The organism is Exiguobacterium sp. BG5(2022), assembly GCF_031844365.1.
In the GTDB taxonomy this organism is placed as follows: Bacteria; Bacillota; Bacilli; order Exiguobacteriales; family Exiguobacteriaceae; genus Exiguobacterium; species Exiguobacterium profundum.
In genome coordinates, this window is sequence record NZ_JAUZVB010000001.1 from 726,214 (window position 1) to 749,771 (window position 23,558).

The window sequence follows — 23,558 nt, forward strand, 5'->3', positions numbered from 1 at the left end:
TGAACAGTATGCGTGATTTGAAGTGAATCATCGTGCACTATATTGCTCGATTTTTGCGCAATAATCTGGAGGGGTATATGGAACAATTACTTACACTGCCTGACGTCGCCATACGTTACGTCTCTTCTGGTGGGGATTGGACGACAGAAAGAGAAAAGAGCAAAGAAGACATCGTCTGGGTGCTCGTGTTGGAAGGGAAAATTGGGATTGAGGTGGATGCATTCGAATTATCGTCTCCAAGACAGCGAATCGATTGTGGTTCAACCGAATCAGTCCTATCGACTATTCGCTGATTCAACTGAAACGACTTATGTGAGTTTTCGGTTTATTGCGAGTCTATTGAACGGGTTTGAAAACAGGGTCAATCCAATGTTTCCTTCCATAGCGGTCATGTCGATAAGAAGACTGTTAGGGGAGTGGTCAAGTCGAGGATTTTTAGAGATTGATCTTACAGATGATGTGATGACGTTCATTCAGAGTCACCTCATCCACACTTTTTTAGATGCTGAAGACTTATTTGTACCGGTTTTGCGTGTCATTCATGATTCTTATCATACAGAGCTTCGCATTGAGGAATTAAGTCGAATCGTCCATCAAAGTAAGTATCAGTTCATACGGAACTTTCGAGAGCGAATCGGTCAGACGCCGTATCAATACATCACGAGACAACGCCTGATTCATGCGAAATCACTTCTACGCTATTCGGACCTTACGTTACTCGCAATTAGCCAGGAAGTCGGATTCAATAGTCCAGCTCAGCTGAACAGACATTTCGCGGAATGGGTAGGTTGCACCCCGGCTCGATTTCGTGAGAATAAAGGACATCAGCTCAAACGTGATTAGAGAGCTCCAATCGACCTTGGATTTGGTGGGGGAGGTCGTGGAACGATCCCTCCAAGCGTTGTACCGCATCCACATGATAAAACGTGCTCGTCTCTTCCATATTCATCATCTGGTCACCCAAATCATATAGGTAAACGGGCTTGTTCGTTCCTAGAGCGATCCCGAGCTCTACATGTGCGCCTTTTCCTCCAGGCAAGAGGATGACGACGAAGTCCGCTGTTTGAATTCCAGCAACCTCTTCTTCGCCAATCGCACGTAACGCATCGATTGAAGCGGCACGTTCGTTTTGGGTCCAGTCGTATGTATAGGTGTGACCGAACGCAACCAGATGATCACGGATGAAACGTACTTCTTCGATATTTGAAAAGCTTGAACCGACATAAAATCGCATACAAAGACCTCCAATTCGTCACAAATGGTTCATCTGGTAAAGCGCTACGACATAAAATAGGATAATCAACAGACAACAGAGTACAAGGAAAAAAATCACGCTAATCAGGACGAATTTCATCAAAGAAAGTGGAACGTATGATTGAATCAAGCGCGTGATTGATAAAGACGAGAGTACGAGTAAAATGATTGTGCCGACGAACCAAATGTAGTCATACGCGATGTTTGGGATCAGCCAAAAGTAGACGGTCGTTATGACGATTAGACTGAAAGCCATCATCAAATCTTTATGCTTTCGTGTCATCTGATACCTCACGATGAAGTTCCAACTTCAACCGCACCTGTTCGGCATCTTCCGCATCAAACGTGCTGTACCATCTCACATGATCGAGATCGATGATGCGGTAATGTCCGCTGATGATGTTCTGTTGAAGAATGAAGTGGGACCCCTCTTTGATCGCATGCCAAAAGACACGTCCGCCGAGTGTTTTTTCTTTCGGCTCGTATGTGTTCTCGGTTGCAATCAGTTTGACGAATTCAACGGGGTCGTCGCCAATCAAGTGTACGAGAATCTCACTTTCATTGAACAGCGCGCATAGCGTCACAATCGTCGACCAGCTTGCTTCATTTCGCTCCTTCTCGATTTGGATGAGTGTTTTTTTTGAAATCCCAAGTAAGTTCGCCATCTCTTCCTGTGAATACTGGGATTCGATGCGAATCAATTTCATTTTTCGAGAGACTTGTCCAATAAATTCGGATTTTTTCATAATCGGTTCTTCCTTCCTGTTTGTTCGACTCAGAGCGTCGCCGAGCTTATGAAAATCAGTAACCATGAGATTCCGAGAAACACGGTGAATAAAAAGAGACAGACGATGACATAACAGCAAATGTATTGCCAGTAGGTCAATCGTTTTGATTGATAATAATGGTATGTAAAACTGAATGTCGCAATCCCGATGACTAAGAACGCAACGATATCCCAGATGATGCCAACCTTCAAGAACGATGGAGTCAGAAACGAAGCGATGAGTGCAAGCACGACGGTCACAACTCCAGTAGAGATGGCAGCGGATGGCGTTGAAGTGTTTTCCAACGAATCACCTCCTAGTATATTACAAGTGTAATTTTACACTAAAAGTGGGCGATGTCAATTTCAGAATGTAAAAAACCCTTCTCTAAGGAAGGGTTCCGTCACTCGTCATGTTTATTCGTTAAATAGGTCGTTAATGGGTAGACACCGATGCTTTGTAAGATCAGAGAGAGTAAAATGACGGCAAACGCGAGAGATATCATTTCGCTCGAGCCGTTAATGTTCTCTGCCTCTAGCCAGAGGACGAGGGCAATCGACATCGTTCCTTTAATTCCGGACCAAGTAAGGAGCGAAGTCGCTGTCAAATCGTCTTTAAATTCTCTACGCCATACAGGGACGGTATAAACGAGACCGCCGACGACGATGAACCGGGTCAGAAGCGAAAGTAGGAATAAAAGAACAGCGAACGTCCAGAGCGATACAGACAAATAGCTGGTCGCCTCGATTCCAATCAATAAGAACAGGAGAGCGAGCAATATCGGAATGACGATGTCCCAAAAGCCATTCAAGTGACGCTGGACCGATTCGTAGTCCTCTTTCATGCCGAGTTCATGAGAAAGCATCATGCCGGCTGTGACGGTCGCAAGGACTCCCGATACTTCTAGCGCGTCGGCGAGATAAAATGCCCCGTACGCGATAACGATTGTCAACATGACGAGTTCATGCTTTTTAAAACTGACAATCATCAATTTCTTCAGTACAAATCCAAAGATGAAGCCGATGCCGATTCCTCCGGCTGAAACAATCAAAAATTCAGTTAAAAAGCTGAGCGTGGAGAACTGTTCTCCTGTCGCGAACATACTGAGGAAGATCGCGAAGATGACGACACTTGTTCCATCGTTCACCATTGATTCACCTTCGACAACATCCGCAATCCGTTTTTCCCCTTTACTCCGTTTTAAAATGGCCGTCACGGAAACGGGATCGGTCGGAATCAAGATGGACGCCAATAAGAAAGAGGCGGTCAGGCTGAGCGGGGTGAAGAGCTCGCTCAGCCAAAACGTGCCATACCCCATCAGGATGGCGGTCAAGACAAGACCAATCGTACTCAATATCGTTATGATCCCGATATTGTCTTTCAAATCTTTGTATTTGAACTGATAAGCCGATGTAAACAGAAGTGCTGGTAGGAACACCTCGAAGATCATATCTTTTGAGATAAACATCGAATCAAAAAAAGCGATATATGAGAGCGCTATTCCAATCAAGACCAAGATGACCGGGACAGGGAAATAATTTCGTTTGGAATCAATTAAATAAATCAAATAGCCGATCAGTAGTAATGTGATGATTTGCTGCGCAATCATGACGACGTCCTCCTCTACAATCAAGTTGCTATACACTATCTTCCCATTCAAGGTCTAATCAAACGAGAATTGTGGAATATAGGGGATAGTACATTCAATTCATATAGGGAGGAATCGTTATGGGAAACCCGATTGGTGATTTGTCGTGGACGTTTTATTCAGAGTGTGAGGTGCCAAGTGACATCACGGAGTCATTCATCGATGGGGAGCGGGCCGTCGCTGCCTACAAGACGGTACGTGACGTCGCCGTCTTCACGAACAAACGTCTCATTGTCCGTGACGCTCAAGGGCTCACGGGGAAGAAGATTGAAGTCTACTCGCTTCCGTACGACTCGATTAATATGTACTCGACGGAGAATGCGGGAAGAATGTTCGACTTGAACTCAGAAGTCCAACTGTTCACTCGCGCGGGAACAATTAAGATCAATCTAAATAAAAAAGTGGATGTGCGTAAGTTCGACAGATTACTCGCAGAAGCAATTTTGTAAAACAGCGGACCGAGAGTTCTCGGTCTTTTCGTTTGGATTTTTCTGACAATCTCTTATCATACATGATACGATCATACATAATATGTGACGGAGGTTACGATGCGATTTACAACCCGATTATTGATGATGATGCTCGGCAGTTTGGTGTTGGTGACTGGATTTATCTATCTGGCTCGTTTATTTTGGGAATGGTTTCACGACCCGACAAAAGGTGGAATCGTGCTTCTCTTGTCTGGAGAGGACGGAACCAGCAGTGATGAATATGGAGGGAAGTTTCGTCTGAAAGATGATGAGGATTTTCAATTCTTGAAGAATGATTTTTTAGACTATACGTTCGAAACAGGAGGGACAGTAACCGAGTCGGGAAATTCATACTGGTTATGGTTCCTTATTGGGGGTTTGATTGTTCTCCTGATTTTGACGCTCAGCTTGCTACGGAAAAGAAAGCGTGTCGTCTCGACCATTGATTTCTCGAGTGGCACCGTAAAACGAAGAGGGCGTAAGGCTAAAGCAAATAGATTTGTGGAATCCAAAGAGGTTCAATGGACCGATAATGCGATTCGGAATGCGCTCATCCAGTTCAATCTGGACTTGCCGATTGCCTCAAGACATCAACCGAATGAGACGGTGTTAGATTGGTTCAAGCGAATCGGTGTGGACGAGTTGGACCTTTCGCCTTATTGGAAATCGAGATATATAGACGAAGTGGTGAGTGATGAAGAATCTAGACAGTTTCGAGAGGCATTACATTCCAAGCGATCGGAAGACGGTAAGGGGTGATGGTGTATGAACGATGAAATAGAGATGGTTGATTCCGATACGCGGAAGCCTATGGGTTCCGCTCGTTTGGTCAAGTCCAATCATCAATTCTACATCCATTGGAATGGGTTGACTATAGACTTCAAACGGCATGAATATGTGGCAGGTATTCGAATCATTGACGAGAATCACTTGTTCATTTGGGCGTTTACGTTAGAAGGAGAACCAATCAATGCGTGGGTGTTAGATGCAGACGGAGACATCAAACATTCATTTCACGCAGGTAACGCGATTGCAGTAGTCGTTATAAATGAAACGGGAATCTGGATCGGGTATGGGGACGAGGGTATCTTTGGAGAAGGGGTCTCGACCGAGGCACTCGTCTGCTTATCAACAGAGGGAGCCGTATGTTTTCGCTATAATCAAGAAGTCAGAAATGCCCCGGTCCTTCATGATTGTGACGTGATGTGTGCATCAGAGAAGGGGGTGTGGGTCATCTCTTCAATCGACGGTCGTCTCGTTCATGTCCAAGTGGACGGACGGATTGACTCTTATCCGATGCCACGTCATCTCCTTGACTGTTCCTCGTTGACTATTGAAAACGGTGTAGCCTATGTCGGAAATGAGGAAAAGACTTATCGTTGGCCGTTTAAGGAGAGGAGACGTGCCGAAGTCTCTCAGAATGAAACCAAATAATAAGAGAGTATAATAGCTTGCAATATATTTCGAATACCGTATTTTTAATCATATATAGACAGGGATGAACTAAATGATTGTACCAATCAATACTAGTATGCAAGAAGATATTCGCAATTTTTTTGTTAAACATTGGGGTTCAACTCAAATGGTCGTTTCTTCGGGAACATACGATTGTGCAGAGCTCGAAGGATTTGTCTACATGAAAACAAATCAAATTCACGGTCTTGTTACGTATTTTATTCGGGATGAAGAAGTAGAAATCATATCTCTTGATAGTCTGATAGAGAATAGTGGGATCGGCTCTCACTTACTCCATGCTGTTGAAGAAATTGGTATGCAGCACGGAGTTAAGCAATTAATCGTCATCACAACCAATGATAATTTGAGATCGCTTGGCTTTTATCAACGTCGTGGCTATCGTCTAGAACGAATCATTCATGATGCGGTGACGCGGGCAAGAAAACTGAAAGCGACAATCCCACATGTCGGATATGATAAGATTCCTTTATTGGATGAAATTTTACTCATCAAAAAACTGAAAGAACAGAAATGAGGAATTCACATGATCCGTTTTGGCATTATTGGTACAAACTTCATCACAGACTGGTTTATTGACACAATCAATCAGTTGGATGACGTAGAAGTGACAGCTCTCTATTCGCGCACGGATTCGCGTGCTAACGAATATGCAGCGAGTCACTCCATCTTACATACGTTCACGTCACTTGAAGAGATGGCGAAGAGTGATGTCATCGATGCCATCTATATTGCGAGTCCGAACTCACTTCACGCCGAACAGAGTATCTTGTTCATGCAGCATGGCAAACACGTCCTTTGTGAAAAACCACTCGCCTCGAACGTCCAGGAAGTGACTCGTTTGGTTGAAGTGGCGAAGGAGAACCAGGTCGTCTTACTTGAAGCACTTCGAAACTTGTTCATGCCGAATTTTGAACGGATTCAACAGGCGATGGAGCGAATTGCTCCGGTGCGTCGGGCCGTCTTTAATAAATCACAGTATTCTTCACGGTATGACCTCTATAAACAAGGGGAGAACCCGAATACGTTCAATCCTGCATTCTCGAACGGTTCGTTGATGGACCTTGGTGTGTATCTCCTTGGTCCTGCTTTAAAACTGTTCGGTCAACCAAATGATATCCAGGCGAGCGGTGTGAAGCTGGAATCTGGAGTGGACGGGAGCGGAACGGTCATTCTCTCTTATGACGATTTGGATGTGATCATCATGCATTCAAAGATTCATGCGACATCGACTCCTTCTGAGATCATCGGGGAAAAAGGACGCATCGTCATCGACGATATTGCGACGTGTGATGAAGTCCGTCTAGAGTTGCGAGATGGCACGTCAGAAATCGTATCAGAATCACAGAATGCTCCGATGTCATATGAGATCGAAGCGTTCGTCCGTGCGATCGAAGCTAGTGCTTCGGAAACAGTTGTACATTCAGCAAATGACATGATTCGTCTTGCTGATGTGATGACGAACGTTCGAACACAGCTTGGCGTGGTCTATCCAGCAGACAAATAAATACAAACTTAAAACGGTCCTCGATGTCATGTGCGCATCGAGGACCGTTCCCGTTATTCTTTGTTCAAATAGAGATATCTCAGAAACAGCCCCAGAACAATCGTCATAACGACAGCGGGAATGAGTCCGATGAGCAGTAATGTGTTCATACCGTTTCCTTTCTGAGCGATTCGAGACGTTCATGCATCTCATCAAAGGAATGGTTGTCCGTCAACATGCTGAGCTCTGCATCGGCAAGTTCTTTCAATTGAGTCGACCACTCTCGTTCAATCTCGACTTCAGCTTTACTGATTTCCGTGTTGGCCCGTTCGATTTGCTTCGTATGAATCGTTTCAAGACGCGACCGAATCATATCCCGAAGAAGTAAGGTCAACTCATCCTTCAGTTGCGTCCGTCCGTCTCCCTCGAAAAATTGACTCGCATTCTTATAGCGCTTCAATACCGACTGATAAGGTGATGTCTCGAGATGAATCGGTTCGACAGCCTCTCGTAGCCATGCCACGTCGAGTTCTCGGTCGAATTCAAGCGTCGGAAGGAGAGACGCTTGACGTTCTGTCAACCGTTCGACCAAGGCGACGAACTCGCGTTTAACGTATCGCTCCAACCGATATTGGAACACTTGGAGCTCTTGCTGGATGTCATAGGCATACTTATCGAGTGTCCGTCCGAGGGCACGCTCCAAGCTCTTCCTTGATCCATCGACCTCGACCGGATGGAACGTTTCCTTGACGAAGTCCGAGAGGCGGAGGAGCGAACGCGTCTCGAGGTGGGCGAGGAGTTCTTTCGCTTCCCGGTCAAACAAATCGATGAGTGCTGACACATCGAGTGCCGGTGGGTTCTCGAGTAAAGCGATTAACTGCTGGCGACGATGTTCTTTCGCCGACGCGTCTTCTTTCGCTTCATTCAAAACACGATCAAATGCAGCGAGTAGCGCTGTCGTTTCTTCCTGTATACGCATTGCGTTGGCGAGACGAAGGTCTTTGTCGACATAGCGTTCAAGTGTCGAGACGAATCGATCGAATCCTTCGTCATCCCCATGCATGGCGTTTCGGCTTGAAATGGGGAGAACGCTTGGTCTGCGGACACCGAGCGCGGTCAACTGTTGTGAGACATAGCTTGTGACTGCATCCCGCTCCTCGTCATCTGTCGCAAGATCAGAGGCGTTCACGAGGAAGAACATCTCGTGGTCTCCCGTCCCTTGGACCCGTCCGAGCTGAATGACGAGCTCCCGGTCCGCTTCCGTGAACGCATGATTATAATACGTGACGAACAAGACGGCGTCCGCGTCACGCATGTAGCCGAACTGTACCTCGCTATGACGATTGAACTGCGAATCGGCACCTGGCGTATCGACGAAGACGATGCCACGCCGTGCCCAAGGAGAGTCGAGATATAGTTCGATTTCTTTCACGATACAGCTTTTTTCTTCTTGTGCGACGAACGCGCAGAACGTGTCATAGTCGACGATTTCCGTTTGTCCGAGATAATCGAGCGGTGCCGCTTTTACCGCATTGACGAACGGGTGGTCGACATCGAGCGAGGTGAGGGAAGTCCCATAACCTTGTAACTCTTCTTCGAGTTCATCGTGTGATTTGAAGGTGATCGATGCCGTTCGATTCGTCCGTCCGTTCGGCGGGACGATCTTTGTGATGGATGCCGTCAACGGGTTAGGGGACGTCGGTAATACCGTCTCACCGAATAGCGCATTGAGAGTCGAGGACTTTCCAGCCGAAAATGCTCCGAAGATGGCGAACGTATATTGCTCATGCTTCGCGCGCTCGATTTTCTTACGTAATGTCGAGACACGGGAGCGGAACAATGGATGATTCTCTAATATTTCACATACCGCATTTTCATAAGAAAAATTAAAATCAAACAAGTCCTGATCATCATCTAAAATCGACGTCGATGCAACCTCTGATTCAACAACATTCGACTGTTTTTCAGGAAGGTACGTCGCGTCGACATAGTTTCGAACGGCCAACTGATCTAACTGATTTGAATCAAGTTGCAACGCTTCATATTGACCGATAGCATTCAGACGGTTCGAAAGACGAATCCGTAACGCTTCCGTATCGAGCGCTTCATACAACGCTTCCTCTTCAGTCGTAAATTGTTCCAAGCGCAAATCGACTTCCGCTTTCATGTACGTATCCGTCGAGTGGACCCAAGGTTCAGATACTTTCGTCACCCATGTCGCGAGGGCCGTCTCGATGTCACGACTGAACTGCAACACCGTATCACCACTTAGGGATGCACCGGATTTCACTTGTTCGGTGATGAGTGAGCTTGGTGCAATCGGGAGGACATCGCCTTTCGGCAGGAGAGTCTCTGGAAGTTTCAAATCTCGGATGATGTCTTCCGCGTACTTCACGAGATGTGGACGTAAGTTCATATCAATCAGACGATTGAACTCTTTGACTGCCACTTCCTCACGACGAGCTCGTTCTTGCTTCGTCTTCTCTTTTGAGAATAAGAGACCGACCTTGAAGGACGGGGCACAACTCTCGAGATAGGACCGCAACAACTCACGGAACTCATAAGTCATGATCGGCGCACTTTGAACGATCGGTGTTTGGTGTTTAAAGAACTCACGACGGAATGAGGTCCACCATGCCCGTTTCTTTTCAAGACGATGTAGACGAGATTGCATTTCCTTCGGGCTCTTTTCATAGGTTGGCAATTGGTCCAACATCGATTGAATCGATGTTTCGTTGCGGCGGACTAGCGTATGAATCAATGCATCCGCATGCTCGACTTGTTGCTGTTTTGCCTCGTCGATGACTTGACGTACATATGACCGCAAGCGCTCGACTTCGTTATGCGGATGTTGCCCATCACGAAGTGAAATGTAGAATGTGTCATTTGGGACGATGTCATGATGTCGGAACGCTTTCGTCAATGACGCTTTGAACTCCACGAAAGAGAGTTCACACTCATCATGCTTGTCGATTTGGTTGATGATGATGGAGTAGGGACGTCCTTCCCGGCTAAATTGTTTCATCAGCCCGATGTTTTGTTCCGATTGCACATGGTTGTAGTCCATCATGAAGAACAGATGATCGGCCAAGAAGAGCGAACGTTCTGTCGCTTGGCGATGACGTTCATCCGTCGAATCGATCCCTGGCGTATCCATCAAGACGACGTGTTCGTCAAACGGGAATCGATCGATGGTATACTCGACTTCCTTGATTTCTTCCACTTTGCAATAGTCACTGATGTTTGATAGGGAAGAAGGATCTAATGAAATCCAATCCGTATCATTGATTGCGACGGCTGCCGCTGATTCGCCACCCCGTAATGTGACGATGTTGGCACTCGTCGGAATCGGACTTGTCGGAAGGAACCCTTCCTCTAGCCAGTCATTGAGCAATGTCGACTTTCCGGCTGAGAAGTGACCACAGACGGCAATCCATACTTCTTCATTTGTTACTTTTTGTAGGGCGGTACGGGCGAGTCGTGCAGCGTCCGTCATCTCCTCTTGTTCAAACGTTAAAGCGAGTCGTGCCAATTGTTCTTGTTGTTCGTGCATGTTTCCCATCCCCTAATTATGATTCCGTCGTGATGCCGACACGGTGTCCGACATAGTCATCGTCCGTTAAACAAGCCATCACCAAATCGGCAACGTCATCTCTCGAAATTGGACTTGAATGTTTCGTCCCCAATACCTCTTTTGACACAATGATTTCACCGGTAGATTGCTCATCGATCAGTTGAGTCGGACAGATGATCGTGAAGGCTAAACCTGAATCCCGTAATAACTCATAAGCGCGGGCATGATCTTCGGCTGCGGTTGTCATCGTACGCTTCGATTCTTTCGTTTCAAAGCGATAGTTGTCGCTATCATGCGCCTGTAAGATGCCGGCGGTCCCGACCGTGATGATGCGTGTTACGTTAAATTGTTTCATCGCTTCGATCACGAGTGGTGTGAATGTAGACAATACGTTTTGTTTGTCCGTCCCTAACGCCGAGATAACGACGTCTGCAGATCGAACCGTTTCTAGTACTGCTGCTTGGTCCGTCGCGTCTCCGATGATTTGGTTGATACCATCCTTAGAATCCATCGAATGTCTTGTTAAAAGTTTGACGTCATGTCCTTGATTCAATAAACGTTCAAGTATCCGTTCCCCTGTACGGCCACTTCCGCCAAATAAAGCAATTGTTGACAAGTAAACCCCTCCCCATCAAGATGAAAGAAATATCCAACGCCATCATAACACGGAAGCGTTCACAAAACTGCCTGAAATGGTTCATTTCCCCTTGAAAAGAATATGGTACGTTTTAGAATTGAGGAAGAAGGCAAAAAATACATATGACAGGTGTAAGAGAGGAAGGCACCATTACATGAAATTTGGGGCTAGAACTATTAAGACTGGGCTATCGGTCGCAATCGTCCTACTGATTGCTGAGGCATTTCAATTCCAACAAATCGTCGTTCCGGCACTCGCTGCGTCACTCGCGCTCCTGCCGTCAGTTTATCAGACTGGGCTTCGCTTGATTGAAGAGATGAAAGGGAACTTGATTGGAGCATTGCTTGCGGTCGGTTCCTTGCTACTCACTCCGAATCCGACACCGATTGCGATCGGATTCGTCATCATCATTGCCATCTCCATCCTTCTCTTTTTAAATTTAGAATCGACGACACGGACCGTCATCTTGACGACGATTCTCATCATGGAAGGGGCGAGCCAGTCGGATATGCCGGTGTGGGTGTTTGCAGGCGAGCGTTATCTACTCATCATGATGGGAATTACGGTCGCGTTGATTGTGAATGCGCTCCTGTTCCCCCCGCGATATGAACGGAAACTCGAAGCACAAATCACCGACACATTTCAAATGGTTGTTCGAATCGCGCGGTTATTTGCGGAAACAGAGGGTGGGCGCTCCTCATTCGAATCATTACCTGAGACGAAGAAGTTGCATAGCGACTCAAAACAAACTTACGCCTATTTTGAAGAAGAAATTAAAGCGAATCGATGGCTTGAGAAGAAGACACCGATCTTCCGTCGAGCTGTCCTGAAGTCTAAAATGATTGAGACGAACCGTGCCGCGCTCCACGTCATCGAGAAACTCGATCATGATTTTCATACGATTGAACAACTACCTCCCCAATTGAGCGAAGAGCTGTATCGCCACATTCGTCACTTGTTGCGTCGACATGAACGATTATTTTCAGCCTACGAGCTTGAGAACGAGCATCTCATCGACCGGGAAGAGGATCTCATCCATGAGAACTTTGACTTTGCGAAACTGATGATTGAGCGCATGCGAGAAGAAGAGGAAGAACTCATTCTCATTGTCGTGCCACTCGTGGCGACGATGACTGACTGGGTCAAGGCAATGAATGAACTCGAACGCTATCTTGTCACTGAAATGAAGAAACATGGGGACAACTTAAAAGTGGAACCACGTAAGAAGTGGTTCTTCGAGGATTAAAGAACGAAACCGTCAAGAAAATTAAGACCAACATGTCATTGGGCCATGAATGAGTACACAGAATCGTGTGTGCCTTCATGGTTTTTTTGTAGCGATGTTTAAGTGATCATCAGTCGATTACTAAGGATGAGTCCCGATTATAAAGCAATAAATTTCTAACGATACATTTGGTAATAAACGTAAATTATGTTAGTCTAGATAAATCATTGTGAATGTTGACTTTATGATTTGATTTTTGCAGGAGGGATGAATATGAAAAGGATCTTAGTAACATTCATCCTGATGACAATAATAATGATATCGTTGATTGGTTGCGATTCGATATCCTCCACAGAAGAAGTTGATCCTCGACCGGTTATCTCTTTTGATGCAGGAACCATTCTCGCGGATGCTCAGAATCATCAGATAAAAATGCTAATGTTATCAAGTTTACCGATGGATAATGTTGATGTGACCGGGGCAGTCAAAGAGCTAGAAGGATTTAAAGCAGAAAATGATGTTTATCTTGATGAACTGGATGGTTTGAAACATAAAGACGCGACTTCTGAAGACTATAAAATGTTACTTATGGAATATCTTCAAGAAGAAAATAGCTATGTCGACAAAACCATTGAAGCCGTTTACGCCAAAGAACTTTCTCGACCGAGTCGATTTTCACTAGAAACACTCTATGCGAGAGCGAACGAAAAAATCGGACGATTCCGCTACGAGCCGAAGTAAAGTTATCATCTATGATCATACTCGCGAGAAGTTACGAAATGATAAGGGAAACGAACCGCTGAGAAGGTTCGTTTTTTCTGATTCATCCGATCCGAGGTACAATGATCTTACTCCATAAAATTTTGAGACGGGATGGAATCTGAATGATCAAAAGGTCGTTTAAGCAGGTTACGAAGTATTGGAACATCATTGTTGAAGGTGATGAGTTTGCTGTAAACTACGGAAAAATTGGGACCATCGGAAAGGTACAAGTAAAGTCTTTTGAATCCGAGTTGGAATGTATGAACGAGGTGGAGAAACTCATTCGTAAAAAGTTGAAAAAAGGATATGTTGAATCTCTTTTCGATTGGGATAACCATATTTATGTGAATGACCCGGAAGTAGGACCGAGTTTTCTGACCTCACATCCGGAGTATCAGGCATTTTTCAATGATGACTTTTATGTGGATTGTACGGAAGAATATGCACCGTTCGGAAATGATGCTGGAGCCGATGCGTTGGATATGTATGAAGAGTTGATACGAAAAGACAGCGACCTTTGCTATTTATCTTATGCCTACGCCCTAATCGAAAATTGGATCAATCGAGATGTATATGCACCAGAAGACTGGGCCACGTATGAGTATGCCTATACATGCGACCAAGTCATCGTCGCTGGTGCCTTCACTTCCATTAAACTAACAGGAAAGTTGACGGATGACTTGAAAGCGGAAGGATTAGAGGCCATTCAACGATTGAAACAGGCTTTCGAAAAAGAGGATCAGGCAATTTTCGAAGAGGTATATGAGCGATTGTATACATTCCCGACCGAATCCTGAAACTTTTTGAGAAGAACTGCGTATACAATAAAGACAGATACATATGAACGATAGGGGGATTCACCATGTCAGAAACAACACCGACACCAGAAGAAGGTGTCACACCACAACGAATCAGCGGCACACTTCCAATCGAGGCACGTGCTGTCTTCCGGCTATCAAGTGCGATTTTTTATATCATTGGACTTCTCGTCACGGGAGCGCTTGTTGCTGCCGCATACTGGTTTAACTGGCCGACTTGGCTACAAATTGGCTTTATCGTACTACTCGTAATCGATGTGGTCTATAGCTTGGTTGATATCATCTGGTTCCAAAAGTGGAAACAAGAACGTTTCACATATGATGTCCAGCCGCTCGAGATTCGGATTCATCATGGGATCATCACGACACACGATGTGCTCATCCCAATGACAAAAGTGCAGTATGTCCATGCTGCACAAGGTCCGCTTCTTCGTAAATATGGGTTACAGACCATCACCATCGGGACAGCTGCTGGATCTCATGACATCTATGCAATCGAAGAGTCATTCGCCAAGACACTCCGCGAACAAATCGCCATCTATGCACGTATCGAAGAGGAGGATGTCGTATGACCGAGACCGCGTTAACATGGCATCGACTTCCAAGTCGCGTTTTGGTGCTGCGTATTCTCGAAGTCATCAAGTCGTTCGCCATTCCAATCGTCTTACTCTTCGTGCTCAACAACGACTGGGACTCGACATTCGGTATCATCATCCGAGTCGGGATCTTACTTTTCCTATTGCTCGACATTGTGCAGAAATTCTTTGGGTGGTTAAACTTTCGTTATGCTCTGGACGAAAAAACCGTCTATGTCATTGAAGGGAACTGGTTGAAAAAAGAGAAGTCGCTTCCGCTCTATAAGATTCAAAGTGTCCATTCGAACAGCCCGTTCCTTTATCGATTGCTTGGTGTGGTCGAATTGACGTTTGATACGAATGCCAACAGTGACGATGCCTCTTTCAAACTGGCAGGTGTCTTTCCGACCGAAGCCAAACGACTTGAAGAAATCCTTGAGCAAGTCCGTCATCGGAAACAAAGCGGAGTAGCGGTGGATGACTCAGAAGAGTCGGATGAGACAGCTGCACAGGCAGCACCGGTACCAAGCCGTCTGTTATATGCCTTGTCCACGCGTGAAATCGTATTGGCATCCATCACGTCGCTCTCTGTCTTCGCTATCTTCCCGGTCGCCTCGACGGTTATCTCGTCAATCGATGATTTCATTAACTTGGATGGGGCATTCAACCAGGTCGAAGATTATGTCGTCCATGCGTCCATCATCGCCATCGGTCTTCTTGTTATCGGAGTGTTGATGCTATCGATCGTGATTGGCATGGTCATCAACTTCTTGAAGTATGGGAACTTCCGACTTGAGCGGAGAGGGGAACGCATTCGCGTCGAGAAGGGATTGTTGAATCGAAGCGCGAAAGAAATTCCATATGAGAAGATTCAAGCGATTCGCATCAAAGAGACGTTCATTCGTCGCTGGTTCCACATCGTCGGGGTCGAACTCGTCGCAGCAGGAACGATGGATGAATTGAAAGATGAATCCTCGACGATTCTCCCGTTCGTTCGTCGTGACCGAGCGATGCGGGTGCTCCGTGAACATTTCACTCACTTCACATGGTCGGACGAACTTCATCGATTACCGAGACGTGCCTTAGGAATCAAGCTACTCCGAATCAGCTGGTTCGGGATTATCATATCAGGGATCGTCCTTTACTTCTTCCGAGATTACGCCTGGTGGCTCATGCTCTTGTGGGCCATCATCATCGGGGGACGCGTCCTCAGTTACATCACCACAAAATATGTCCGCACGGATCAATTCATCCAGTTACGGACTGGAGCATTCAACGTCCAATCATTTTTGACAGACAAACCACGGATCGAACAGATTCAAGTGAAGCAATCGCTCTTGCAACGTCGTTTTGGACTATGTACGGTGCAATTCTCGACACGTGGAGGATTCTTATCTGTTGAGACCATCGATGATATTCCGAAAGAAGATGCAGACGCGATGCTCGTCTGGTTCTCACGTTACTCTCATTAACCCGACCATTTGGTCGGGTGTTTTTTTGTTTCACTTCATCCCTAAACTTATATGGTATATTTTATACTTAACCGTTTAAATTTTGGATTTAGTCCGATATAAATATAAATAAATTACATTATTCTTAAAAAATATATTCCCAAAATTATCTTCTTATGTTACGTTTATTACAGTAAAGTAAAAAAGAGATTATATTTTTAGGAGATGAAATTATATGTCTAAGGAAAAAGTTAAAAAACCTTTTTATAAGAAATGGTGGGTTTGGGTATTAGCAGTAATTGTATTGATTGGAGTTTCTGGCGGTGAGGAGGAAACACCGACTTCAGAACCGTCTTCTGTTGAAACGACCGAAGAAGAAAATACGGTCGATGAAGCTTCAACTGTTGAAGCGACTACAACAGAAGAACAAACTGAAGAGGTGACAGAACCTGCAGAAGTAGAAGAACCTGCGGAACCTGCACTTTCAGTAGCACAAGAAAATGCGATTCGTAAAGCTGAAAGTTATCTACAATTCTCTGCTTTTTCAAAAAGTGGATTAATCGATCAACTAGAGTTTGAAGGATTTTCCACTGAAGAAGCTTCGTTTGCGGTAGAAAATATTAAAGTAGATTGGAAAGAGCAAGCTGCTGATAAAGCTCAAAGCTATTTAGATTTAAGCGGATTCTCAAGAAGTGGTCTAATCGAGCAATTGGAGTTCGAAGGGTTTACGACAGAGGAAGCAACATATGGTGTCGATAAAGTAGGATTATAATTATGGAAAAAGAGGGATTCTTGAACAAGAATCCCTCTTTCTCGATTCAGTTTCTTGTGATTTTCATATCAAATGATGTTTCTCTTACTGAAAACGCGGATAAAGTATGGTATGATGCAAGTAGAAAGAGACCGGTGCTGGACACACCGACCTCTGGCTTACAGGCTACCACTTTAAGAGTGGTCCCAGCCGCCACAATGGTTAGTGAATCAGAAAGTGACCCATCTCATTGCGCCGAGGGGGTCATTTTTTTGTGCGTTCAGACGTTGCACGATCGGATGTTCGGTGAATCACCAAGTGAACGATGATCGGAGCGAGGATTGGGATCATGACATAATCCCCAACCCAGGTCCAAAGTTGTTCCATCCGCACCACCGCCTTCCTCCATTGTGGACTTGGCGGCTGACCCCACTATTGCTGCGTTAACCTGCCCCTTCATTATAACAGATTTGTTCGCAAAAAGGCGGTGAAAATAAGAACAAACGTTCTTATTTTACAAAATGAATCTTTTGATGGAATCAGTCTCATGAATGGGTCCAAAGAAGGAATTGAGTCGAATCGCTCTTGCTTGTTAGATGTCTGACAGGATATAATCAATCTCGTGTGTATACACGGGTGGGTGAGGGTGCCAATAAAGGATTGATTCCTATGGCAAAACAAACAGAATGGAAAACAGAAACATACGGGGGCGTGCTGAACTTTCTGGCGACAGCATACATCCCGGCCGTGCATGCGGCAATCTTGACACAAGCCGGACTCCCGTTCGAGGGGGCGCTCGTCGGAGCGATTTTGACAAGCATCATCGGGACATTGATTGCGGGATTCTTCAATTTGCCGCTTCTCTTGTTACCGGGAATGGGGATTAATGCGCTCTTCACTTACACGCTCGTCCTGCAGATGGGGTTGAGCTGGCAAAGTGCGCTCGCCGTCTCGTTCGTCTCAGGTGTACTCGTCGTACTATTGACGGTCACCAAAGTGGCGAGGAAATTGGCGAACGCGTTCCCGCCGATCATTCATGACGGATTGACGGTCGGTCTCGGCCTCTTCCTCATCTTGATCGGGCTCGAGGCGGCTGGAATCGTCTCAGGCGGGGGTGGGGCATTGCTCCACATCGGTGATCTCGGGGAGCGTGACGTCCAAGTCGCATTCCTGTCACTCTTCGTCGCCATCTTGCTATTCTTGAAGATGGGACCTAGCAGCTTCCTCTGGACGATCGGTTTCGGTGTTGGTCTCAGCGCCGTAATGGGAACATTGCAGTGGACGGGAAGTTTCTCGTTAACACCGTTCTTCGAATCGTTCGGCACGGTATTCGGAAACATCTCGTTCGCGGAATCTGCGTCTCCGATCTTCTTGGTCGCGGTCGGTGTACTGACGCTCGTCTTGTTGATTGAAAACATCAGCTTGATTCAGAATCAGACACGGGCAATCGGCAAAGAAGAAGAGGCGCCGAAAGGTCTCGTCGCGCAAGGTCTCTCGACGATGGCCGGGGCCATGTTCGGGTCAAGCCCGACGGTCTCGACGGTCGAAGTGGCTGCCGGGATATCGGTCGGGGCAAGAGGCGGGATCGCTTCGTTCGTCACGTCTGGATTGTATGTGGTATCGCTCTTATTGCTACCACTCTTTGCAATCATCCCGGTGACGGCGATCGCTCCGGTGTTGATTATCATCGGGATGATGATGTTCCAGAACGTGAAGCATCTGCCGCTTGATAACTGGGAGCATGCCTTCCCGGCGATTCTCGTCATCATCATGATTCCGTTCACGTATTCCATCGTCGATGGCATCGGGCTCGGGTTCATCGCGTACACGATGATCGTCTTGTTCAAGAAGGGCTACCGGTCACTCAGTCCGGTCGTCGGTGTCTTGACCGTATTGTTCTTAGTTTTCTTCTCATTACCAGTCTGGTTATAGAGACACGCACGGCATCGTTCATGAAGAACGGTGCCGTTTTTTGATTTAAAAAGACTCGTTCGTGCTATAATCGCAGTAATTTGAAGAGAACGGGGAGGGGATTGGATGCAAGTCATTAAAGAATTCGCATCGTACACAGAATGGCTCGAGTCGTTAAAGAAACTGAATGAATCTAATTGGAATGAACAGATCGACTCGGAGAAGTGGTCCATAAAGCAAATCGTCTTACATATCGCCCATTGGGACAACCATCTGTTGAATGTCATCATTCCATCGGTGAAGAACGGGGAAGGGATGATCTTCCCTGACTTTGACTCGTTCAACGCGCGGGCGACGAAAAGGGCAGAGCAGTTATCGGGTGACGTCGTATTGAAGGAATCACTACAAAGTCGACGAGCACTCGTCACCATGCTCGAGTCCTTAAGTGAGGAGGCGCTGACTTATAAAACGACAGCGAATGGTGTCTCGCATGATCCGCATCAAGGTGTCCCATACTCGTTACATGTAATCATCGGAGAGTTCATCGAGCATGACCGACACCATATGAAGCAAGTCGAGTCCATCCTGAAATGAGACATCGGAAAGTGCGTGGTCTGAAACGAAAGTTAAGTCGTCTTCAGCGCAATATACAAGAAAATCATGAGGATTTTCCAACGGAGTTTCATAATGGGTATTGGTATGCCAAGATTCCGGTCGGACAAACTTTTTTAATGGATATTCAACACAATGCCCAAATCAAACAGTCACTCATCCATACTCTGCTCAATGAAGCGAAACGACTAGCAAAGCGGCGTGTGGATGAACGAATGCGAGTTGTCGTGCTGCTAGATTTTCCTACACTCTGGAACTCTGAACTTCTCATATTTGAAGATGAAGAGGGGTTACAAACGTTTATGCGGCGTGATTCATCCCACCAAAAATGGATCCCGATCCTTCATGAAAAAACGTTTTTGAACAAATGGGTCATCCGTAGTGACCGAGATATTCGCGTGTACGGATTTGAAGAGTGGATATTCGATGAAGAGGGTGAAGGTAGAGAAGTGTGGATGCTCGTTCAATGAACGGGCATTTTTCTTTTGTCTAAAAATAACTGAATATTCCGTTAAGGTTCATGGTATAATCCATTTAATCCAATTTCCAAAAAAAGGATTTAGACTATGAGAGGAGCCGTCATATCAGATGAAAACGATCAAACTAAATATACATAAGCGGAAACACCGATGAAACAAGCCAAAACGATTTTTGTGTCAGGGATTCTATTCTCCTTACTACTTGTCGCCCTCATCTCCTATTCCGGTCAACTGGGATACCGTTACTACCAATCATTAGATATCTCAGGGAGCGAGATTACGAGTTGGGTCACCGACTGTCATGACAAACGAAAGTTTTTAGGGATTTTCGAAGTAACGGATGTTGATTTTTGGTGTGGGGATGCGCCATATGAAGAACCAGAAGGGAACGGTCCAGACGGAGCAATGATTGACTCAGAAGACGAGTCAGGGGGTACACCGAAAGAGCGAATTGAGGACCAATCCCCTTCTTACGGAAACCCGTCAGGAGAAGAGACGAGCAGCGTCTCCTACCTCCCGTTCATTATTACCGGAATGATTATCTTGCTCGGATGGTGGCTCTGGAAAAAACGACGCCCCTCGAAAAAACAAAGCGAGGAGGGAGAGTTAGATATCGAGGATCACTCGCTAGTGACTTCTGACAACGCGTCGATGCAGATAAACCGAACGGTTCATCCATTACCAGCATCGGCTATTCGAAAGCAGTTGATTCAATTCGAAGCAGCGTTACCTCCACATAAACGTCGTCGCCCAACAGAGACGTTGTCGACTTGGGCGAAACGAATCGAGCTCGATGCATCCCTACTTACCTATTTAGAGACACGCTATGACGAAGGCGACATCTCACCAGAACGTGAGCGAGCGTTCACCCAACAACTTGATGAATACCTACTACGCACACAAAAGGAGTCGAACTCATGACCATCCGACACGTATTGGACCAATTAGACCGCATTTACCTCGGTAAACCGGAAATCACAAAATTATGTTGCACAGCCCTTTTGGCGAACGGCCATATCTTGCTAGAGGATGTGCCTGGGACGGGGAAGACGTTACTTGCGAAAAGCATCGCCAAAAGCTTTGAGGCAGACTTCGCCCGAATTCAATTCACAGCCGACCTGTTGCCTTCTGACATCATCGGTTCAGACTTCTTCAATATGCAGACCCAGACGTTCGAGAACCGCACCGGACCGATCTTCACGAATATTTTACTCATCGATGAAGTGAACCGCGCCGTTCCGAGAACGTAATCTGCCTTGCTTGAAGCGATGGAAGAACGCCAAGTTTCTATCGGTGGCGTCACCTATCAACTACCGAAACCATTCTTCGTCATCGCGACGCAAAACCCGATCGAGTCGGCGGGAACGTTCACGCTACCGGACGCCCAACTCGACCGCTTCCTCATGTCTCTTCAAGTTGGGTATCCCGGGGCAGACGAAGAGCGGAACTTGATTCTGCAGACGATTTCAAAGACGAGACAGACAGTGCATGCCTTGATGACGAATGAAGCTTTTTTAGAAGCACAAGAAGAAGTCGAGAATATCCGGATTCATGAAGATGTCGTCACGTATTTGCTCGCACTTATCCAAGAGACGAGGCAACATCCGTTAGTCGAAGTCGGGGCGAGTCCACGAGCGACGCTCGCGCTCGTCAAGGCCTCACAAGCTTATGCGTACTTGAACGATCGTCAGTTTGTCACGCCTGAAGATGTTCAAGCCATTGCGCCACATGTCCTCTCGCACCGATTGACCCTCACCCTTGAAGGGGATATCAAATCGACGAAGCGACAAGTGTTGGTGGACGTACTCGAGTCCGTAACTGTCCCCGTCGAAAAGGTGTAACGATGCGACAGGTCGAAATCAGTACACCATCCATCTTACAAGACCAACTTTGGCCGGCTTATGTCAGTCTCGGTCTCCTCACCATGTGGATACCTTATGTATGGCCCATCGCTTATGTATGCGGAGCATTATTAATCGTCATGTTCATCCGGAAACGAATCATTCGAACACTTTCAAACGAAGTCTCATTTTCCATCCGGCAGAAAGAAGATCTCTTGTTCATCGACGATGAGACATCATGTATCGTCCGTATTGATGGGTATGAGCGAATCATTGCCCTTGGTGTTCCGCTATTGATTCGGCTAGAGGGTAATGAACGGATGGTATTCGAGGACGGGTCACAGGCATACGACACCAGGATCGAACAGGACATACATCATGTGAGCGTCTCGGCTGTGAAGCGTGGACCTGCTTCGATTCATATGTGTGTGATGCGTGTCACCTTACCGTTTTATTTAGGTACTCTTTTTTTCACGGATGAGGAGATGGATATGCCCTCATGGATTGTGTTACCTACCATCACGAAGTCACCAATCACCGAATCTCGCATGATTCGGATGGGTGACCGTATCGTCAAGCACTCCCCGTTGAACGATCCGTTGATGATTCAGAGTGCAAAACGATATGAGAAAGAACCGGCTAAACAGATTGACTGGGTCGCCACTTCAAAAGTCGGTCATGTACAGGCAAAAGTGTTCGAACGACAAAATCTCGACACATTCACGATTTCCCTTGATTTGAGCGGTCCGCTCGGGAACGGGCTCCATGCGCAATATGAAGACTTGATTCAACAGACGGCGTATTGGGTCTCTTACTTGATCAAAGAAGATTGTAAAGTGGAACTGTTAATCAACCGACTCGACAAAAACAACCAAGTCGACCGTGTTACACTGGGAGAAGGAAGAAAACAATTACGGCTCATTCTCGTCCGACTGGCGATGATTCATGAATCGAACGCGTTTGTTGCATCATCGCGATTCACGTCATATGTCAGTCGTCACAAACAGCCTCACGCCGAATTGATTCACATCAATCACGCGATGCTGCTGAAATCTTCAGGGTGATGAAGGGAGAAACACATGCGACGAATGACGGGCTTACTCATATGTTGTGTCGGACTACTTGCAAGCACGACAACCGTATCAGCCGAGATGACTGAATCCTCGGCGGAACGTTTTGCAGATGCATATTTTTTTTGACATTGTGATGGATCATATTCAGGGAGATGATCCGGCTAATTATCATATGACAGACAGTGAGAACATCACGTTCGGACCACTACTCGAGACATACGTACCGTCTTCCTCTTGTTACAAAACGGGAGAAACATGTACGTTCGTCCCAACAAAAGAATTTGTGGCGACCGTTTTTCAAGATGATGAACCGGTCAACGTGATCGGAACATATGAACAATCAGCGGGTACATATGCGTTCTCAACGTTCGGTTCAGACAAAGAAACCCCGAAAGCGTTGACGGACGTAAAAGGCAATCTCGTGAAATACTCAGAAGCGTCGACGTGGTTTGATTACGAAGGGGACATGTTGACGGCGTTGACATCTAATACAAAACAGATGATTAGCGGAGATGAAATTTCAACTGAGGCGTTTCAAGAATTATTGGTTGAAGAGAATGAAAGTATTGAAGGGGATGCCGAAGAAGGAATGATAGGTGGAGCAGGCGACTCATCATCAATCCATTCGGATGAGATAGAGTCAAATAAGCCAACATCGAATACCAACCGATTGATTGGCTTTACTGTGTTAACGATATTGCCATTCGGATATTGGTTCCTCAAGAGACGAAAAGCAACATGATGTCAAAAG

The 23,558-nt window shown here is 46.1% G+C and carries 27 protein-coding genes and 1 pseudogene; 20 read left to right on the top strand and 8 right to left on the bottom strand.

The genetic code is table 11. The features are described 5' to 3' along the window. The first annotated feature begins 77 nt into the window (after positions 1-77). Together Q9R25_RS03725 and Q9R25_RS03730 are read left to right on the top strand one after the other, a co-directional pair. Complete coding sequence (locus Q9R25_RS03725) at positions 78-293, top strand: hypothetical protein (protein WP_215243956.1); 216 nt, start codon at positions 78-80, stop codon at positions 291-293. Then, positions 217-843 (top strand): helix-turn-helix domain-containing protein, encoded by a 627-nt coding sequence (locus Q9R25_RS03730; RefSeq protein ID WP_215243955.1) that lies wholly within the window; start codon positions 217-219, stop codon positions 841-843. Before Q9R25_RS03725 ends, Q9R25_RS03730 begins: the two co-directional genes overlap by 77 nt. On the opposite strand, the gene Q9R25_RS03735 is transcribed toward Q9R25_RS03730, so the two are convergent. From Q9R25_RS03735 to Q9R25_RS03755, 5 genes are all read right to left on the bottom strand, one after another. Further along, positions 830-1,234 (bottom strand): nucleoside 2-deoxyribosyltransferase, encoded by a 405-nt coding sequence (locus Q9R25_RS03735; RefSeq protein WP_215243954.1) that lies wholly within the window; start codon positions 1,232-1,234, stop codon positions 830-832. The two genes, Q9R25_RS03730 and Q9R25_RS03735, sit on opposite strands and share 14 nt — an antisense overlap. An 18-nt stretch (positions 1,235-1,252) precedes the next feature. Beyond that, positions 1,253-1,537, bottom strand: a complete 285-nt coding sequence (locus tag Q9R25_RS03740; RefSeq protein WP_196430702.1) for a hypothetical protein — start codon at positions 1,535-1,537, stop codon at positions 1,253-1,255. Beyond that, positions 1,521-2,000 carry a helix-turn-helix transcriptional regulator gene (locus tag Q9R25_RS03745; RefSeq protein ID WP_196430703.1) on the bottom strand — a complete coding sequence of 160 codons (480 nt, stop codon included), beginning with the start codon at positions 1,998-2,000 and terminating at the stop codon, positions 1,521-1,523. The genes Q9R25_RS03740 and Q9R25_RS03745 overlap by 17 nt, the downstream gene beginning before the upstream one ends. Before the next feature lie 29 nt (positions 2,001-2,029). Then, entirely contained in the window at positions 2,030-2,326 is a 297-nt protein-coding gene (locus Q9R25_RS03750; RefSeq protein ID WP_215243953.1) for a hypothetical protein, read from the bottom strand. A 98-nt stretch (positions 2,327-2,424) separates the two neighbouring features. Next, positions 2,425-3,630, bottom strand: a complete 1,206-nt coding sequence (locus Q9R25_RS03755) for a cation:proton antiporter (RefSeq protein ID WP_215243952.1) — start codon at positions 3,628-3,630, stop codon at positions 2,425-2,427. Positions 3,631-3,749: 119 nt separating this feature from the next. On the opposite strand from Q9R25_RS03755, the gene Q9R25_RS03760 reads away from it, so the two are divergent. The 5 genes from Q9R25_RS03760 (at position 3,750) to Q9R25_RS03780 (ending at position 7,119) form a co-directional block, all read left to right on the top strand. After that, a complete protein-coding gene (locus tag Q9R25_RS03760; RefSeq protein WP_031423744.1) occupies positions 3,750-4,118 on the top strand; it encodes a PH domain-containing protein in 369 nt (122 codons plus the stop codon). A 99-nt stretch (positions 4,119-4,217) separates the two neighbouring features. Beyond that, the gene (locus tag Q9R25_RS03765; protein WP_215243951.1) at positions 4,218-4,898 is read left to right on the top strand and encodes a hypothetical protein; all 681 of its coding nucleotides are present in this window, start codon (positions 4,218-4,220) and stop codon (positions 4,896-4,898) included. A 6-nt stretch (positions 4,899-4,904) separates the two neighbouring features. Then, entirely contained in the window at positions 4,905-5,573 is a 669-nt protein-coding gene (locus Q9R25_RS03770) for a hypothetical protein (RefSeq protein WP_215243950.1), read from the top strand. Between the two features lie 73 nt (positions 5,574-5,646). Further along, positions 5,647-6,129, top strand: coding sequence for a GNAT family N-acetyltransferase (locus Q9R25_RS03775; protein WP_311282814.1), 483 nt, complete (start codon positions 5,647-5,649; stop codon positions 6,127-6,129). Positions 6,130-6,138: 9 nt separating this feature from the next. After that, positions 6,139-7,119: a Gfo/Idh/MocA family protein gene (locus Q9R25_RS03780; RefSeq protein ID WP_159562289.1), complete on the top strand. Its 981-nt coding sequence runs from the start codon at positions 6,139-6,141 to the stop codon at positions 7,117-7,119. 145 nt (positions 7,120-7,264) lie between these two features. Here Q9R25_RS03780 and Q9R25_RS03785 read toward each other — a convergent pair whose 3' ends face one another. Next, on the bottom strand, positions 7,265-10,651 hold the full coding sequence (locus tag Q9R25_RS03785; protein WP_215243947.1) for a dynamin family protein: 3,387 nt from the start codon (positions 10,649-10,651) through the stop codon (positions 7,265-7,267). A 16-nt stretch (positions 10,652-10,667) separates the two neighbouring features. After that, positions 10,668-11,288, bottom strand: a complete 621-nt coding sequence (locus Q9R25_RS03790; protein WP_215243946.1) for an NAD(P)-dependent oxidoreductase — start codon at positions 11,286-11,288, stop codon at positions 10,668-10,670. 175 nt (positions 11,289-11,463) lie between these two features. On the opposite strand from Q9R25_RS03790, the gene Q9R25_RS03795 reads away from it, so the two are divergent. The 6 genes from Q9R25_RS03795 (at position 11,464) to Q9R25_RS03820 (ending at position 16,912) form a co-directional block, all read left to right on the top strand. Then, positions 11,464-12,555, top strand: a complete 1,092-nt coding sequence (locus Q9R25_RS03795) for an FUSC family protein (RefSeq protein ID WP_074037031.1) — start codon at positions 11,464-11,466, stop codon at positions 12,553-12,555. A gap of 252 nt (positions 12,556-12,807) precedes the next feature. Then, positions 12,808-13,275, top strand: coding sequence for a hypothetical protein (locus tag Q9R25_RS03800; protein ID WP_159562292.1), 468 nt, complete (start codon positions 12,808-12,810; stop codon positions 13,273-13,275). A 143-nt stretch (positions 13,276-13,418) separates the two neighbouring features. Then, positions 13,419-14,093, top strand: coding sequence for a WGR domain-containing protein (locus Q9R25_RS03805; RefSeq protein ID WP_311282815.1), 675 nt, complete (start codon positions 13,419-13,421; stop codon positions 14,091-14,093). 65 nt (positions 14,094-14,158) lie between these two features. Then, positions 14,159-14,686, top strand: coding sequence for a PH domain-containing protein (locus Q9R25_RS03810; RefSeq protein WP_159562294.1), 528 nt, complete (start codon positions 14,159-14,161; stop codon positions 14,684-14,686). Further along, the gene (locus tag Q9R25_RS03815) at positions 14,683-16,161 is read left to right on the top strand and encodes a PH domain-containing protein (protein WP_215243943.1); all 1,479 of its coding nucleotides are present in this window, start codon (positions 14,683-14,685) and stop codon (positions 16,159-16,161) included. Before Q9R25_RS03810 ends, Q9R25_RS03815 begins: the two co-directional genes overlap by 4 nt. A 214-nt stretch (positions 16,162-16,375) precedes the next feature. Further along, on the top strand, positions 16,376-16,912 hold the full coding sequence (locus tag Q9R25_RS03820; protein WP_159562296.1) for an Ltp family lipoprotein: 537 nt from the start codon (positions 16,376-16,378) through the stop codon (positions 16,910-16,912). A gap of 243 nt (positions 16,913-17,155) precedes the next feature. Here the strand turns inward: Q9R25_RS03820 and Q9R25_RS03825 are convergent, their stop codons facing one another. Next, a complete protein-coding gene (locus tag Q9R25_RS03825; RefSeq protein ID WP_255349577.1) occupies positions 17,156-17,278 on the bottom strand; it encodes a hypothetical protein in 123 nt (40 codons plus the stop codon). A gap of 282 nt (positions 17,279-17,560) precedes the next feature. Here Q9R25_RS03825 and Q9R25_RS03830 point away from each other — a divergent pair, with 282 nt between their 5' ends. The 7 genes and pseudogenes from Q9R25_RS03830 to Q9R25_RS03860 all read left to right on the top strand — a co-directional run bounded on the left by Q9R25_RS03830 (position 17,561) and on the right by Q9R25_RS03860 (position 23,549). Beyond that, positions 17,561-18,823 carry an NCS2 family permease gene (locus Q9R25_RS03830; RefSeq protein WP_215243941.1) on the top strand — a complete coding sequence of 421 codons (1,263 nt, stop codon included), beginning with the start codon at positions 17,561-17,563 and terminating at the stop codon, positions 18,821-18,823. A 105-nt stretch (positions 18,824-18,928) separates the two neighbouring features. After that, entirely contained in the window at positions 18,929-19,396 is a 468-nt protein-coding gene (locus tag Q9R25_RS03835; protein WP_215243940.1) for a DinB family protein, read from the top strand. Beyond that, positions 19,393-19,884: a DUF3916 domain-containing protein gene (locus tag Q9R25_RS03840; protein ID WP_215243939.1), complete on the top strand. Its 492-nt coding sequence runs from the start codon at positions 19,393-19,395 to the stop codon at positions 19,882-19,884. The genes Q9R25_RS03835 and Q9R25_RS03840 overlap by 4 nt, the downstream gene beginning before the upstream one ends. A gap of 159 nt (positions 19,885-20,043) precedes the next feature. After that, complete coding sequence (locus tag Q9R25_RS03845) at positions 20,044-20,814, top strand: hypothetical protein (RefSeq protein WP_215243938.1); 771 nt, start codon at positions 20,044-20,046, stop codon at positions 20,812-20,814. Then, positions 20,811-21,734, top strand: a pseudogene (locus Q9R25_RS03850) (AAA family ATPase). Before Q9R25_RS03845 ends, Q9R25_RS03850 begins: the two are co-directional and overlap by 4 nt. A 2-nt stretch (positions 21,735-21,736) precedes the next feature. Beyond that, positions 21,737-22,798: a DUF58 domain-containing protein gene (locus Q9R25_RS03855; protein WP_214757019.1), complete on the top strand. Its 1,062-nt coding sequence runs from the start codon at positions 21,737-21,739 to the stop codon at positions 22,796-22,798. Between the two features lie 118 nt (positions 22,799-22,916). Further along, a complete protein-coding gene (locus tag Q9R25_RS03860) occupies positions 22,917-23,549 on the top strand; it encodes a hypothetical protein (RefSeq protein WP_215243936.1) in 633 nt (210 codons plus the stop codon). The last annotated feature ends 9 nt before the right edge of the window (positions 23,550-23,558 follow it).